The 14,277-nt window shown below is 75.0% G+C and carries 11 protein-coding genes, 1 tRNA gene and 1 pseudogene; 10 read left to right on the top strand and 3 right to left on the bottom strand.

What is annotated here, in order from left to right; genetic code table 11:
• Positions 1-789: 789 nt before the first annotated feature.
• From ABZ945_RS23440 to ABZ945_RS23410, 7 genes and pseudogenes are all read left to right on the top strand, one after another.
• A pseudogene (locus ABZ945_RS23440) lies at positions 790-999 on the top strand (prenyltransferase); the annotation flags it as partial.
• On the top strand, positions 996-1,913 hold the full coding sequence (locus ABZ945_RS23435) for a sugar phosphate isomerase/epimerase family protein (RefSeq protein WP_361272768.1): 918 nt from the start codon (positions 996-998) through the stop codon (positions 1,911-1,913). The pseudogene ABZ945_RS23440 and the gene ABZ945_RS23435, both read left to right, overlap by 4 nt.
• The gene (locus ABZ945_RS23430) at positions 1,910-2,632 is read left to right on the top strand and encodes an EboA domain-containing protein (protein WP_361272765.1); all 723 of its coding nucleotides are present in this window, start codon (positions 1,910-1,912) and stop codon (positions 2,630-2,632) included. Before ABZ945_RS23435 ends, ABZ945_RS23430 begins: the two co-directional genes overlap by 4 nt.
• Positions 2,632-3,483: a TatD family hydrolase gene (locus ABZ945_RS23425; protein WP_361272762.1), complete on the top strand. Its 852-nt coding sequence runs from the start codon at positions 2,632-2,634 to the stop codon at positions 3,481-3,483. Before ABZ945_RS23430 ends, ABZ945_RS23425 begins: the two co-directional genes overlap by 1 nt.
• Positions 3,484-3,495: 12 nt before the next feature.
• Complete coding sequence (eboE, locus tag ABZ945_RS23420) at positions 3,496-4,794, top strand: metabolite traffic protein EboE (protein WP_361272759.1); 1,299 nt, start codon at positions 3,496-3,498, stop codon at positions 4,792-4,794.
• Positions 4,791-6,233 carry a nucleotide pyrophosphatase/phosphodiesterase family protein gene (locus tag ABZ945_RS23415; protein ID WP_361272756.1) on the top strand — a complete coding sequence of 481 codons (1,443 nt, stop codon included), beginning with the start codon at positions 4,791-4,793 and terminating at the stop codon, positions 6,231-6,233. Before eboE ends, ABZ945_RS23415 begins: the two co-directional genes overlap by 4 nt.
• Positions 6,234-6,294: 61 nt before the next feature.
• Complete coding sequence (locus ABZ945_RS23410) at positions 6,295-7,347, top strand: sugar phosphate isomerase/epimerase (protein WP_361272753.1); 1,053 nt, start codon at positions 6,295-6,297, stop codon at positions 7,345-7,347.
• 9 nt (positions 7,348-7,356) lie between these two features.
• Here the strand turns inward: ABZ945_RS23410 and ABZ945_RS23405 are convergent, their stop codons facing one another.
• Positions 7,357-8,334 carry a MerR family transcriptional regulator gene (locus tag ABZ945_RS23405; protein ID WP_361272750.1) on the bottom strand — a complete coding sequence of 326 codons (978 nt, stop codon included), beginning with the start codon at positions 8,332-8,334 and terminating at the stop codon, positions 7,357-7,359.
• A gap of 117 nt (positions 8,335-8,451) precedes the next feature.
• On the opposite strand from ABZ945_RS23405, the gene ABZ945_RS23400 reads away from it, so the two are divergent.
• From ABZ945_RS23400 to ABZ945_RS23390, 3 genes are all read left to right on the top strand, one after another.
• A complete protein-coding gene (locus tag ABZ945_RS23400; protein ID WP_361272748.1) occupies positions 8,452-9,978 on the top strand; it encodes an alpha/beta fold hydrolase in 1,527 nt (508 codons plus the stop codon).
• Between the two features lie 159 nt (positions 9,979-10,137).
• A tRNA-Leu gene (locus ABZ945_RS23395) sits at positions 10,138-10,225 on the top strand.
• A 380-nt stretch (positions 10,226-10,605) separates the two neighbouring features.
• A complete protein-coding gene (locus ABZ945_RS23390; protein ID WP_361272745.1) occupies positions 10,606-10,986 on the top strand; it encodes a hypothetical protein in 381 nt (126 codons plus the stop codon).
• 100 nt (positions 10,987-11,086) lie between these two features.
• Here ABZ945_RS23390 and ABZ945_RS23385 read toward each other — a convergent pair whose 3' ends face one another.
• Complete coding sequence (locus tag ABZ945_RS23385) at positions 11,087-11,302, bottom strand: hypothetical protein (protein WP_361272742.1); 216 nt, start codon at positions 11,300-11,302, stop codon at positions 11,087-11,089.
• A 143-nt stretch (positions 11,303-11,445) separates the two neighbouring features.
• Complete coding sequence (locus tag ABZ945_RS23380; RefSeq protein WP_361272740.1) at positions 11,446-14,277, bottom strand: NHLP bacteriocin export ABC transporter permease/ATPase subunit; 2,832 nt, start codon at positions 14,275-14,277, stop codon at positions 11,446-11,448.

The raw sequence follows: 14,277 nt of genomic DNA, 5'->3' as shown, positions 1-14,277 counted from the left end.
GTGCCCGCAGCGCCGCACCGACCTGCGAATACCCCCGACCGCCTCGCCGCTTGGGCCACGCGCCCGCCCCGGCGGCCGTCCGTCGCGGCCCACTCGCCTGCGATAGGCCGCGCGCCCGCGGTGGGCGGTTTGCTCGCCGGAGGGCGCTCGTTCGGCGTCCGCCCACCCGAGGGCGCCGCCCCCGTGCTCGCCGCCTGGGTCATGCGCCCGCCCCGGCGGCCGTCCGTCGCGGCCCACTCGCCTGCGATAGGCCGCGCGCCTGCCTCCGCCCGTCTGCTCGCGGTGGGTCGTGCGCCTGCTTTCGCCCGTCTGCCCGCCGTGGGTCGTGTGCCCGCCTTCGCCCGCCTGCCCGCGGTGGGCCGTTGGCTCGCCGGGGGGCGCTCGTCCGCTGGCCGTGCACCCGCCGGCGGCCGTTCATTCGCCGCCCGCCCGCCCCAAGGCGGCGCCTCTGCGCTTGCCGCGTGGGCCGTAGGCCCGGCATGGCGGCCGTCCGGCGCCGTCCGCTCGCCCGCTGGCCGCTCGTCCGCCGTAGGTCCCTCGTCCGCCTTCGCCTGCCTGCTCGCGGTGGGCCGTTGGCTCGCCGGGGGGCGCTCGTCCCCTGGCCGTGCACCCGCCGACGGCCGCTCACTCGTCGTCCGCCCACCCGAAGGCGGCGCCTCTGCGCTTGAGGGTGCCGCCCTCGCGCTCGGGGACGCCTCCCGCGCGGCGGGTGTGCTCGGGGACGACCCCCGCGCCGCCCCCGTGTTCCGGGACGCCTCCCGCGTGGTCGCCGTGCTCTGTGCCGCCGGCTACCTCCGTACCGCCGGGCCGCCGCTGTTGCACGCCGTGCTCAACCCCTCGGCGCCGCTCACCCGGCGGGCCGTGGGCGGCGGTATCCGGGCGATGATCCCGCTCCAGGCGGCGCTGGCCGCCCGCGCCGGCTCTCCGGCCACCGGGCTCGCCCTGCTGGCGGCCGCCCCCCTCGCCCGCGTACTGGCCCGGAAGGTGAGCCCCACATGAGCGACCCGAGCCTGCGGTTCGGCTACGGCACCAACGGGCTGACCGACCTCCGGCTGGACGACGCCCTCGGCCTCCTCGCCGATCTCGGCTACCACGGGGTCGGGCTGACGCTCGACCATATGCACCTCGATCCGCTCGCCCCGAATCTGGCGGCCCGCACCGGCAAGGTGGCCGCCCGGCTGGCGGAGCTGGGGCTCGGGGTCACCGTGGAGACCGGGGCCCGCTATGTACTCGACCCGCGCCGCAAGCACGGCCCCTCGCTCCTCGACCCGGAACCGGAGGGCCGCGCCGCCCGCGCCGGGCTGCTGACCACCGCAGTACGGGTCGCCGCCGACCTCGGCGCGCATGCGGTGCACTGCTTCAGCGGCATCCTGCCCACCGCCACCACGGCCGAGACCGCCTGGCAGCGCCTCGCGGACTCCCTCGCCCCCGTCCTCACGGCCGCCGGCACCGCCGGCGTACCGCTGGCCGTCGAACCCGAGCCCGGTCATCTCCTCGCCACCCTCGCCGACTTCCACCATCTCCGCTCCCTCCTCGGCGACCCCGGTCCTGACCTTCTCGGGCTCACCCTGGACATCGGCCACTGCCAGTGCCTGGAGCCCGCGTCCCCCGCCGACTGCGTACGGGCCGCCGCCCCCTGGCTGCGCCATGTCCAGATCGAGGACATGCGCCGAGGGGTGCACGAGCACCTTCCCTTCGGTGACGGGGAGATCGACTTCCCTCCTGTCCTGGACGCCCTCGCCGCCACCGGTTACCGGGGCCTGACCGTGGTGGAGCTGCCCCGCCACTCCCACGCCGGCCCGGAACTCGCCCGCTCCTCCCTCGCCTTCCTCCGGTCCCTCACCGATCCCTCCGGCAGCCCGGCCCCGGCCACGCCTGCGACCACCTCCGTGAAGGGAGCCCCGGCCCCATGACCTCTCACCTCCTCACCTCCCGGGCCGAGCTGGACGAGCGGCTCGACGGCGCCGCCCGTACCTGGCTGTCCGAGGCTCTGGCCGAAGCCGCCCACGCCGCCGATCAGCACGCCGGGCGGCCTGCCGAACAGCACCTCGGGCAGCCCACCGGGGAGCCCGCCGGGCACCCTGCCGCTCAGGACGTGGCCGACCTGACCGGGATACCCGTGCCCCCGCCGGCCCGGCCGGCCGCGTGGGAGCTGCGGTTCGCCTCGGCGGGCCGCCACTGCGGGGCCGAGCACGCCACCGCGGTCCGTGCCCTGCTGCTGCGCACCGCCCGGCCCGGCCCGGACGCCCTGGCCCGGCTCTACCGGTACGGCGACGCCGCCGAACGCCGCGCCGTGCTGCTCGCCCTGCCCGCCCTGTTCTCCGGGCCGGAGGCGCTGGACCTGGTCGAGGACGCCCTGCGCACCCATGACACCCGGCTGGTCGCCGCCGCCGTCGGCCCCTACGGCGCCGCCCATCTGGCCCCCCACTCCTGGCGGCACGCCGTACTGAAGTGCCTGTTCACCGGTGTGCCCGTGGACGCGGTCGCCAAGCTGGCGGAACGCGCCCGCGATGACGCCGAACTGGCCCGGATGCTGGCCGACTTCGCCGCCGAACGCACCGCCGCGGGCCGTCCCGTCCCCGGCGACCTGCACCGCGTCCTCGCCCTGACCGTCCCCTCGGAGGCCTTCTGATGCGCATCTTCGACCCGCACATCCATATGACCTCCCGCACCACGGACGACTACCAGGCAATGCACCGGGCCGGGGTGCGGGCCGTGGTCGAACCGTCCTTCTGGCTGGGCCAGCCCCGCACCAGCCCGGAGTCCTTCCACGACTACTTCGACGCCCTGCTCGGCTGGGAGCCGTTCCGCGCGGCCCAGTACGGCATCGCCCACCACTGCGCGCTCGCCCTCAACCCCAAGGAGGCCAACGACCCGCGCTGCGTCCCGGTGCTGGACACCCTGCCCCGCTATCTGGTCAAGGACTCGGTCGTCGCCGTGGGCGAGATCGGCTACGACTCCATGACCCCGGCCGAGGACACCGCCCTGGCCGCCCAGCTCCAGCTGGCCGCCGAGCACGGGCTGCCCGCCCTGGTCCACACCCCGCACCGGGACAAGCTCAACGGACTGCGCCGCACCCTGGACGTGGTCCGCGAGTCCGCGCTGCCGGTGGACCGGGTGCTGCTCGACCACCTCAACGAGACCACCGTCAAGGAGGCCGCCGACAGCGGCGCCTGGCTCGGCTTCTCCGTCTATCCCGACACCAAGATGGACGAGGAGCGGATGGTCGCCGTGCTGAAGGAGCACGGCACCGCGCGGGTGCTGGTGAACTCGGCCGCCGACTGGGGCAGGAGCGATCCGCTGAAGACCCGCAAGGTCGGCGACGCCATGCTCGCGGCCGGCTTCGGCGAGGACGAGGTCGACCGGGTGCTGTGGCGCAACCCGGTCGCCTTCTACGGGCTGAGCGGCCGCCTGAGGCTCGACCCGCCCGACGACCCGGGCCTCCTGCACGAGGGCAACTCCATCCTGCGCGGCGGTGAGTGAGAGGAGCCCCCGATGCGCTTCCGCCACCCGGACGGCACCACCGTCCATCTGGCCTACTGCACCAACGTCCACCCCGCCGAGACCCTGTACGGAGTGCTCGCGCAGCTCCGCGACCACTGCGAACCGGTCCGCCGCCGCCTCGGCCGCGACCGGCTCGGCATCGGGCTGTGGCTCGCCCGGGACGCCGCCGCCGCGCTGACCGCCGACGCGGGCGCCCTGCGCGGGCTGCGCGCCGAACTCGACCGGCGCGGCCTGGAGGTGGTCACCCTCAACGGCTTCCCCTACCAGGGCTTCGGCTCCCGCGAGGTCAAGTACCGGGTCTACCAGCCCGACTGGACCCGCCCCGAACGCCTCGCCTACACCACCGACCTGGCCCGGCTGCTCGCCGCGCTCCTCCCCGACGACACCTCCGAGGGCTCCGTCTCCACCCTTCCGCTCGCCTGGCGCACCCCCTTCGACGCCACCGCCGCCCGTACCGCGCACACCGCGCTCACCACCCTGGCCGCCCGGCTGGACGCCCTGGAGGAACTCACCGGCAAGTCCGTCCGGATCGCCCTGGAACCCGAACCGGGCTGCACGGTGGAGACCACCGCCGACGCCATCGCCCCGCTCACCGCCGTGGGCAGCCCCCGTATCGGGCTCTGCCTGGACACCTGCCATCTCGCCACCTCCTTCGAGGACCCGGCGACCGCTCTGGCCGCCCTCACCACCGCGGGGATCACCATCCCCAAGGCCCAGCTCTCCGCCGCCCTGCACGCCGAGCACCCGCACCTCCCCGAGGTGCGCCAGGCGCTCGCCGCGTACGCCGAACCGCGCTTCCTCCACCAGACCCGCACCCTGGCCCGACCGCTCACCCCCGGCGAGACACCCGCCGACGCCGGACTCCTCGGCACCGACGACCTCGCCGAGGCACTGGCCGGCAGCCCGGCCACCCGCAGCCCGGCCACCCGCAGTCCGGTCACCGGCAGTCCGGTCACCGGCAGTCCCGTCCCCGGCGCGGCGGTCTCCGATGGCCCGGTCGCCCCGCTGCCGGACGGGAGACCCTGGCGGGCCCACTTCCATGTCCCCCTGCACCGGCCGCCCGACCCGCCGCTCACCTCCACCCTCCCCGTACTGCGGGACGCCCTCGCCCGGCTGGTCGGCGGCCCGGCGCCGCTCACCCGCCATCTGGAGGTGGAGACCTACACCTGGCAGGCCCTGCCGCCCGCGCTGCGCCCCCGCACCCGCGCCCGCCTCGCCGACGGGATCGCCGCCGAACTCACCCTCGCCCGCGACCTCCTCACCGACCTCGGCCTCAAGGAACTGCCATGACGCCCCCCACCCCCGGCGGACCGGCGGACCCCGATCCGCTGCCCTCCCCTCTCCCCACCCCCCTCCTCGTCCTGGACGTCGTCGGCCTCACCCCCCGTCTGCTGGAGCACATGCCCCGGCTGCGCGCCCTGGGCGACTGCGGCTCCCGGGCGCCGCTGACCACCGTCCTGCCCGCCGTCACCTGCACCGCCCAGTCCACCTTCCTCACCGGCGCCCTCCCCTCCGAGCACGGCATCGTCGGCAACGGCTGGTACTTCCGCGAACTCGGCGACATCCTGCTGTGGCGCCAGCACAACGGCCTGGTCTCCGGCGACAAGCTGTGGGACGCCGCCCGTCGCGCCCACCCCGGCTACACCGTGGCCAACATCTGCTGGTGGTACGCCATGGGCGCCGACACCGACATCACCGTCACCCCGCGCCCGGTCTACTACGCCGACGGCCGCAAGGAACCCGACTGCTACACCCGACCACCCGCCCTCCACGACGAACTCACCGAACTGTTCGGCACCTTCCCTCTCTTCCGCTTCTGGGGCCCGGGTGCCGACCTGGTCTCCAGCCGGTGGATCATCGACGCCACCCGCCACATCCTGCGCACCCGCATCCCCGACCTGGCCCTGTGCTACCTCCCCCATCTCGACTACGACCTCCAGCGGTACGGACCCGAGGACCCCCGCTCCCACCGGGCCGCCGCCGCACTCGACGCCGCCCTGGCCCCGCTGCTCGCCGACGCCACCGCCGAGGGGCGCACCGTCGTCGCCCTCTCCGAGTACGGCATCACCCCGGTCAGCCGACCCGTGGACATCAACCGGGTACTGCGCCGCGCCGGGCTCCTGGAGGTGCACACCCAGGACGGCATGGAGTACCTCGACCCCATGGCCTCCCGGGCCTTCGCCGTCGCCGACCACCAGCTTGCCCATGTCTACGTCCGCCGCCCCGAGGACCTGGACACCGTGCGCGCCGCGCTCGCCGAGGTGCCCGGCGTCGAACAACTCCTGGACGACGAAGGCAAGAAGGCCCACGGCCTGGACCACCCGCGCTCCGGGGAGCTGGTCGCCGTCGCCGAACCCGACGCCTGGTTCACGTACTACTACTGGCTCGACGACAGCCGCGCCCCGGACTTCGCCCGGCTGGTGGAGATCCACCGCAAACCCGGCTACGACCCGGCGGAGCTCTTCATGGACCCCGAGGACCCCTATGTGCGGCTACGGGCCGCGACGGCCCTGGCCCGCAAGAAGCTCGGACTGCGCTACCGGATGGCGGTGGTCCCCCTGGACCCCTCGCCTATTCGCGGCAGCCATGGACGCCTTCCCACGAGCGACGACGGTCCGCTGATCGTGTGCTCCACCCCGCGCTCCCTTCCCGGCCGCGTCGCGGCCACCGATGTGAAAGCCCTGCTGCTGGACCTGGCCGGCCTCCCCGCCACCGCGACCCCCTCCTGAAGACTGCCGACTTCCACTGAAGCAGACCCCACTGACAATCCCCCGATCCTGGAGCCAGCCCATGCCCCGCACCCCGCGCGAACGCGACCCCGAACTCGCCCACCGGCTCAGCAGGCGCGGCATGCTCGGCGTCGCCGCCGGCGCCACCGCCGCCGCCCTGCTCCCCGCCACGGCGGCCGCCGCCACCACGGCCGCCCCCGCCACCACCCCGGCGCCCGGCCGGGGACGCCCCGTACTGCCGCCCGGCCGGCTCGGCGTCCAGCTCTACTCGCTCCGCGACAAGGTCTCCACCCTCGGCTTCGCCGCCGTCTTCCGGGAGCTGGCGCTCTACGGCTACGACGAGGTCGAGTACGCCGGCTACACCCAGGGCTTCGCCGGACCCATCACCCTGGCCCAGCTCCGGCGGCTCACCCGCGACCACGGGCTGAACGGCATCGGCAGCCACGTCAACTACCACGACGACGGCAACCCGAACGCGTACAGCTTCGCGCAGAACCTCACCAAGGTCCTCGACGACGCCGAGGCCCTCGGCCTGAAGCACATCGGCACCGCCTCCGGTCCCTGGCGGTACGGCGCCACCGTGGACGGCTGGAAGCGCTGCGCCCAGGACTTCAACCACTACGGCGCCGAGGCCAGGAAGCGGGGCATGAAGTTCTACCAGCACAACCACGCCGAGGAGTTCTCCTTCGCCACCGACCGGCCGGACGTCCGCCTCTACGACGTACTGCTCGCCGAGACCGACCCGGACCTGGTCCATCTGGAGATGGACATCTACTGGGCGTACGCGGGCGCGTTCCGCTTCGGCCGGCGCCCGGACGGCGTTCCGGCGCCGTTCGACCCGCTGGACTACGTCCTGCGCGCCCCGGACCGCTACCCGCTGTTCCACGTCAAGGACGGCCAACGGGACATCGCCGCCCGTGACGGCTACCGCATGGTGGACGTCGGCGACGGCGACATCGACTACCGGCGGTTCCTGACCGCCGTGGGCCGCACCCCCGGCGGCCGCCGCGACCACCACTGGCAGGCCGAGCACGACAACCCGGCCGACTCCTTCGCGTTCGCCCGCAAGTCCAGCGCCCATCTGCACGCGCTGCGCGAACGCGGCGGCCGCTGAGCGCGGCGCTCAGCCCGCCCGCCGTGCGGTCTCGGCGCGGAGCGCGGCCAGCAGCCAGTCATGGATGGTGCCCGGCACCGGGACCGGCGGCCCGGACGGCGGCGAGACCACCTCGGTGACCAGCTCCCAGTAACGGTCGATCCGGGGATCCGCGGCCAGCCGATCGGCCAGCGCACGGCGGAAGTCCGCGGTGTCCCGCACCCCGCGCGCACCGGCGTAGGCGGCGGCGAAGCAGTCCAGCGCCCCGCCCGCGCGCGGCCCACGGCCCGCCCGCATCTCGGCCGCCGCCAGCCCGTACGCCTCGGTCAGGCCCCCGTACAGCACCGCCGGGCGGTAGCCGTCCGCGGTGCTGTGCGCGGCGGGCTGCGGCAGGGCCCCGCCGCCGCAGGGCGCGGAGACGAAGGCGTGCAGCCGGGCGAAGGCGAGCGCCTGGGCGGGGGACGGGTCGTCCGGCGGCTCGGGAACCGCCTGCTCGACCACCGCCGAGCGCAGCCGGGCCGGCAGCCGTGGCGGCAGCCAGGCCCGCCAGAACCGGGCCAGCGGGGCGGTACTGGGCGGCGACGCCAACGCGCCCACCAGCAGCAGCCGTTCGACGCGCTCCTCGGCCGGGCCGCAGGCCACCACCCGTAGCGCCGCCTCCCGCCAGCGCAGCGCCACCAGCCGACCGCCGACCTCCGCCAGCCCCCGGTCGGCCACCTCCGCCAGCACCGCCCCGGCACCACCATCCGTGTCCGCGCCGGACTCGATCAGCTGCCGCACCTCCGGCACCGGCACGTCCAGAGCGCGCAGCGCCCGGATGAAGCGGAGCCGCCCCAGAGCGTCCGCCCCGAACCGCCGGTGCCCGCCGGAGGTGCGGGCCTCCTCCGGCAGCAGCCCGCGATCGGAGTAGAAGCGCACGGTCTTGACGGTGACCCCGGCGCGCTCGGCCAGCTCACCGATGCTCCACCGGTCACCCTCGCCCGCGGGCAACTGCGCTCCCGGAAACACGTCTTGAACCTCCCTCAGGGGGAGTTCCTACCGTAGCCGCGCACGGACGGCCGCCGGGGCCGGGACCGCGCGCAGGAGAGGGGGACTCCCATGTCGGAGCCCATGACGGAGCAGCCCATGACGGAGACGACGGCGTTCGTCCTGGTGCCGGATGTGTTCACCGGGGGATGGGTCTGGGCGGAGACGGCGGCCCGGCTCCGGGACGCGGGTGCGGCAACGTACCCGGTCACCCTGAGCGGCCTCGACGGTCGCCCGGACCTGTCCGGCACCGACCTCGACACGCACACCGATGACGTACTGAGGCTGGTCGACGCCCTGACCGAGGAGCGGATCGTGCTGGTCGGGCACGGCTACGGCAACCAGCCCGCGACCGCCGCCGCCCACCGGCGCCCGGAGCGGATCGCCCGGGTGGTGCATGTGGACGCGAGGCTGCCGAAGGACGGGGTGGCGCCGCTAGCCCTGATCACCGACGAGCAGACCCGGGCCCGGCTGCTCGGCCCCGGTGGGGGAGGGGCGCCCGGAGCCGGCCCCCGTTCCGTACCGCCGCCCGGGCCCGGCGGGTGGCACCGCCTCGGCAGCACCGACGGCGTACCGCCCGCCGCGCTCGCCCGGCTGGCGGAGCGGGCGTCCCCGCAGCCGGCGGCCACCCTCACCCAGCCGCTCCGCCTCGCCGGGCCTACCACCCCGCCGCCGGACACCGCGATCCTGTGCACCGCGAACGGCGTGGGCATCGCCCTGCTGGAAGGGCTACTCGGCCTCGGCGACCCCGACATCACGGCGCTGGCGAAGGCGCGGGCGGCCTTCTTCGAGCTGGCTACCGGGCACTGGCCGATGCTCTGCATCCCCGGCGAGCTCGCCGAGGTGCTGCTGCGCGCCGCCGCCGGGGAGGGGCACCGGCTGACCGCCCCGACCGAGGAGGAGCCGCCGGCCCATCTCCGGCCCTTCGTCCTGGAGGTCGCCGAGCGGCCCCGCGAGCGGCACGGCGCCCTCGACCTCCACCTCCCCGACCGCCCCGGCCCCCGGCCCGCGATCCTCTTCGTCCACGGCGGTCCGGTGCCGGTCGATCTGCGGCCCACCCCCAGGGAGTGGCCCGCGCACCTCGGCTACGCCCGGTACGCGGGGGAGCTCGGCGCGGTCGGCGCCGTGGTCGACCACGGGCTGCACCGGCTCGACGCTTATCCACGGGCCGCCCAGGACGTGGCCGACGCCCTCGCCCTGCTCCGCCGCGACCCACGAGTGGCCCCCGACCGGATCGCCCTGTGGATCTTCTCCGCGGGCGGGCTGCTCGCCGCCGACTGGCTCGACGGCCCACCGCCGTGGCTGCGCTGCCTGGCACTGACGTATCCGGTCCTCGCCCCGCTGCCCGGCTGGCCCCCGGTCGACGGCCGCTTCCGCCCCGCCGAGGCGATGGCGCGCGGCACCGGCACACCCCCCGTCGTACTGACCCGGGTGGGCCGCGAGGACGCCGCCATCGCGGGCACCGTCTCCGCCTTCCTCACGGCGGCCCGGGACGCGGGCGCCCCGGTCGAGGTGATCGACGTCCCGCACGGGCGCCATGGCTTCGAGACGCTGGACCACACCGAGGAGAGCCGGGACGCCGTACGGCGGGCCCTGCGCGCCGTCCTCAGCCGGCTGGCAGTCTGAGAGCACCGTCCCGGACACATGCGGTGCCCGCCCCGGGACGCAGCGCGAGCGCGATCCGTCCAACCCCTCTGACCATCGGATATGCGGGTGAACGGCGCCCTGGACCCCTGGTAGAGTTGTCGATGTCGCTGCGGGGAAGCCCGATGCGGCAGACACCTTGTCCGGGTGGCGGAATGGCAGACGCGCTAGCTTGAGGTGCTAGTGCCCTTTATCGGGCGTGGGGGTTCAAGTCCCCCCTCGGACACCAGCGAAGGCCTCAGCGGAGAGCTGGGGCCTTCTGCCGTTCCATGACTCTGTCCTGCTCGCCCCACCCCCTGTTGACGTGATCTTCACATTTACTCCATGATCACCGTGCGGATCGAGGGGTGTCGCGCTGGTGTCCTGCCTGGTCGCGCGGGAGTTTCGGCAGGAGCGTGCCGAAGAGGGAAAGGTCGTGGAGTGCGAGGAAGACTCACGCGCGTCGGTGCACGAGCCGCTGGCGGAGCGGCTCCGCGTCAAGCCGAACCGGTACCGACGAGGACCCGCAGGCGAAGAGGGCTGGTCGCCGTCGGTATCGCGTCCGGGCTGCTCTCCGCGGCCGCGGCGGGCTGGTTTCTCTGGGGCGCCGCCGACTCCACCCCCTACGAGGTGTACGCCTCGCCGGCGGTACGGGTGACGGTGCAGACAGCGCCGGACGCCTATCCGGACGAGGTGGAACTGGCCGAGGAGCTGACGCCCCTGGTCCAGGCCTATGTCCAGCGCGTCGGCGTCGGCGATCCCCGGAGGCTGGCCGAGTTGGCCAACCCTCACTACAAGGGGGAGGAAGCGGAGGCCAGGCGGTGGATCGAGGAGTACCGGCAATCCGCCGGCGGCTCGGTCACCGCGAAGGTGGCCTCCAACGTCCCCTACCTCGCGGGGGTCGAGCTGTCCTTCTCCGACGGCCGCAGGCAGCAGCTGAGCGTCTACCGGGCGGACGGGGTGTGGGGCCTCGCCATGGGCGAGCCCGTCCGGGAGCCGTACGAGCCCTAACGAGCCGTACTGAGCGAGCACACCGGTCGCGTGCACGGGCACGCCGCGCCCCCCGTTCCCGCGGTCGGGGACGGGGGGCGCGGCGGTGGCGACGGGGCTGCTACCAGGTGGCGTCGATGGCGCCGCCCTGGTCCCAGCCGCCGACGGCGATCTCGGAGCCGCCCGCGGACTCCAGGGACGCGAACTTGCCCTTGTTCCACTCGACGGCGCCGAAGCTGCCGTGGTCGCGGTCGTCGTCGTTCGCGGCGGCGGGGACGGTACCGAGCGCCGTGGCGGCGGCGATGAGCGCGGCGCAGGCGAGGGCCTTCCTCAGCATGGTGAATCCTCCGTGAGACGCACCGCCCGGTCCGTCCGGGCGGGGTTCGGAGGGAGGGGTTCCCGCGTTCCGGGGCAGCGGCGCGCGTGTCGCGGCCGATCCCACCCTTTCGAGCGGGTCCGGTCGGCGCAGTCGGCCCGGTGTCAGGCCAGCTGGCGGCGTACCAGGTCGTGCAGCCGGCCGCCGGTGTCGGCGAGCAGGGCGGCGGGCGGGCCCTGCTCCACGATCCGGCCGCCGTCCAGGACGATCACCCGGTCGGCGTCCAGCACGGTGGAGAGCCGGTGCGCGATGACCAGCCGGGTGGCCGCCAGTCGGCGGGTGGACTCGATCACGGTGCGCTGGGTCTCGTTGTCCAGCGCGCTGGTCGCCTCGTCCAGGAAGAGGATCCGGGGGCGGCGGATCAGGGCCTGGGCGATCATCAGCCGCTGGCGCTGGCCGCCCGAGATCCCGGCGCCGCCCGCGACCATGGTGTGCAGGCCCATCGGCATCCGCCGGATGTCCTCCGCCAGTCCGGCCAGCTCCACCGCCGCCCAGACCTCCTCCTGGGTGTACGGCTCGGAGCCGGCCACGCACTCCAGGATGGAGCCGCTCAGCGGTGCCGCGTTCTGCAGCACCACCCCGCACTGGCGGCGCACGGCCGTCAGGTCCAGCGCGGCCAGGTCCTGTCCGTCGTAGCGGACGCTGCCGGTGGTCGGGCGCTCGAAGCCGATCAGCAGCCGCAGCAGGGTGGACTTGCCGCAGCCGCTGGGGCCGACCACCGCCGTGAACTCGCCGGGGCGGAGGGAGAAGGAGACGCCGTCCAGGACCAGCGGGGTCTCGTCGGCGTACCGGAAGGACAGGTCCCGGACGTCGAGGGCGCCGGAGAGCACTCCGGGCGGGGTGGCGGTCGGCGGGGACTCGGGCATCTCGTCCAGCACCGGCCTCAGCTGCTCGAACAGCGGCAGCGCGGCCACCGCCGAGACCAGCGCCCCGGTCAGCTGGGTGACCGAGGCCAGCAGCATCGTCACCGAGGTACTGAAGGTCAGGAAGTCCCCGGCCGACAGGGAGCCGTACGCCGGTCCCGCCAGCAGCATGAACATGATGAGGGAGCAGAGCGGCAGATAGACGGCGTCCAGCACGGTGGTGATCCCGCGCACCGCGCCCGCCCGGCGCTGGAGCTCGCGCGAGCGGGCGAACTCCTTCGCCCAGGCCGCGTAGGCGAAGCTCTCGGCCGCCGCCACCCGCAGCTTGGGCAGCCCGCGCAGGGTCTGGTACGCCTGGTTGTTCAGCCGGTCGTTCAGCTTGACCAGCCGCCGCTGCCAGCGCACCTGCCACAGCCCGAGCCCCAGGAACACCGCCGCGATCACGGTCAGCATCCCGAGCGCGGCGAGTGCCAGCGGCACGCTGTAGCAGAGCAGCAGCACCATGTTGGTCAGGCCCACCACCGAGCCTTGCACCACCACCGGGCCCACCCCGGTGAGCACCCGGCGGATCGCGCTCACCCCCATCGCCGCGCTCGCCAGCTCACCCGTGGAGCGGCCGGCGAAGAAGCGGGCCGGCAGCCGCAGCAGCCGGTCCCAGACGGCCGGTTGCAGGGCGCTCTCCACCCTGCCCTCCAGCCGCAGCACGGTGAGGTTCTGCATCAGCAGGAACGCCGCCGAGACCACGCCGGCCGCCATCACCGCCACCGCGGTCTGGGTGATCAGTCCGGTCCTGGCCTCCGGTACGTACGAGCCGAGCACCAGACCGGTGGCGATCGGCGCCAGCGCCCCCAGTCCCACGGTGGCCAGGCAGGTCAGGGCGAGGGTACGCAGATCGGCCCCGGACCCGCGCAGCGAGAACCGCAGCAGCCGGACCGGTGACAGCGGCTCCCGGGGCAGCGGCCGGAAGAACATCAGCGCGCGCGGCTCCAGTTCGGCGGCCTTCTCCCCGTCCAGCCGCATCCGCAGCCCGGACACCGGGTTCACCGCCTCGTACCGCCCGCGCCGCCGCAGCAGTGCCACCGGGGCCCCGGACTTCGCCCAGTGGCCCACCAGCGGGCCGAGGTCCCTGCGCCACCAGTCGCCGGTCAGCCGGACGGTACGGGTGCGGATCCGCGCGGCCGAGGCGATCCGCTCCACCGGCCCCAGCCGGTCCGTCCCGTCCTGGTCCGCGACTACGGCCGGGGGGTCGGTCAGGGGAATCCCGGCCGCCCGGGCCACCAGCCGGCACACCGCCCGCGCGGCGTCCTCGTCCTCGGGGCCGCCGCCCCGGGCCCGGCCGGTCGAGCGGGCCCGGGGGCCGAGGGCGGCCAGCAGGGTCCGGTCGGCGCGGGTCCGCTCGGCCTCACCGGCCTCGATCCCGGCCGCCGTACGCGCCTCATGCGCCCGCTCCAGCCGCTCGATCCAGCGGTCCACCGCCGACAGCAGCCGGTACTGCTGGTTGACCAGCCGCTGCCAGAGACCGCCGTCCACCAGCAGCTCGGCGCAGCCGTCCCCGTCGAACGGCCCGTAGTGGACGCTGCCGGGCTCCACCGGCATCCAGAGCATGTCGTCCTCGTCGTCGCCCACGGCCGCGTCCGCCGCCGCCCTGCCTCCGAGCGGGGCCTCCATCAGCGCGCCCAGACCGCGCGCGGTGCCCAGGGCGAAGGCCTCCTCCAGGGGGGAGGGCCGGCCACCTGGGTCGGCGGCCCACCCCTCGTACGAGGCCAGTTCGCGCAGCGGGATGCGGCGCAGCGCGCACTCCCGTACCGGCCGCCCGACCAGGGTGTGCCGGGTGCCGTCCACCGGGCCGAGCAGCAGGGCGCCCGGCTCCAGCCGGCCCAGGAAGTGCCAGTGCCCGTCGGCGGCGGCGTCCACCGCGAACAGGTCCAGGGCGCCCGCCGCGACCAGCCACAGCACCTGCGGCCCTTCCAGCGGTACGGTGCCCGGGCCGGCGGCCGTCAGCGGCGCGCCGACCGCGCCCAGCGCGTACGCCACCGGGTCGCCGTAGGGCGCGAGATCGGTGTCGGTGGCCAT

Source organism: Streptomyces sp. NPDC046887 (assembly GCF_040644755.1).
In the GTDB taxonomy this organism is placed as follows: domain Bacteria; phylum Actinomycetota; class Actinomycetes; order Streptomycetales; family Streptomycetaceae; genus Streptomyces; species Streptomyces lichenis.
Note: the sequence above shows the minus strand (reverse complement) of the source record. Positions and strands in the feature narration are given on the sequence as shown.

Bases quoted from the DNA above. Each gene is read 5' to 3' on its own strand.
- ABZ945_RS23435 (WP_361272768.1), top strand. From the start codon at position 996: ATGAGCGACCCGAGCCTGCGGTTCGGCTACGGCACCAACGGGCTGACC.
- ABZ945_RS23430 (WP_361272765.1), top strand. From the start codon at position 1,910: ATGACCTCTCACCTCCTCACCTCCCGGGCCGAGCTGGACGAGCGGCTC.
- ABZ945_RS23425 (WP_361272762.1), top strand. From the start codon at position 2,632: ATGCGCATCTTCGACCCGCACATCCATATGACCTCCCGCACCACGGAC.
- eboE (WP_361272759.1), top strand. From the start codon at position 3,496: ATGCGCTTCCGCCACCCGGACGGCACCACCGTCCATCTGGCCTACTGC.
- ABZ945_RS23415 (WP_361272756.1), top strand. From the start codon at position 4,791: ATGACGCCCCCCACCCCCGGCGGACCGGCGGACCCCGATCCGCTGCCC.
- ABZ945_RS23410 (WP_361272753.1), top strand. From the start codon at position 6,295: ATGCCCCGCACCCCGCGCGAACGCGACCCCGAACTCGCCCACCGGCTC.
- ABZ945_RS23400 (WP_361272748.1), top strand. From the start codon at position 8,452: ATGACGGAGACGACGGCGTTCGTCCTGGTGCCGGATGTGTTCACCGGG.
- ABZ945_RS23385 (WP_361272742.1), bottom strand. From the start codon at position 11,302: ATGCTGAGGAAGGCCCTCGCCTGCGCCGCGCTCATCGCCGCCGCCACG.
- ABZ945_RS23380 (WP_361272740.1), bottom strand. From the start codon at position 14,277: ATGGCCACCGACACCGATCTCGCGCCCTACGGCGACCCGGTGGCGTAC.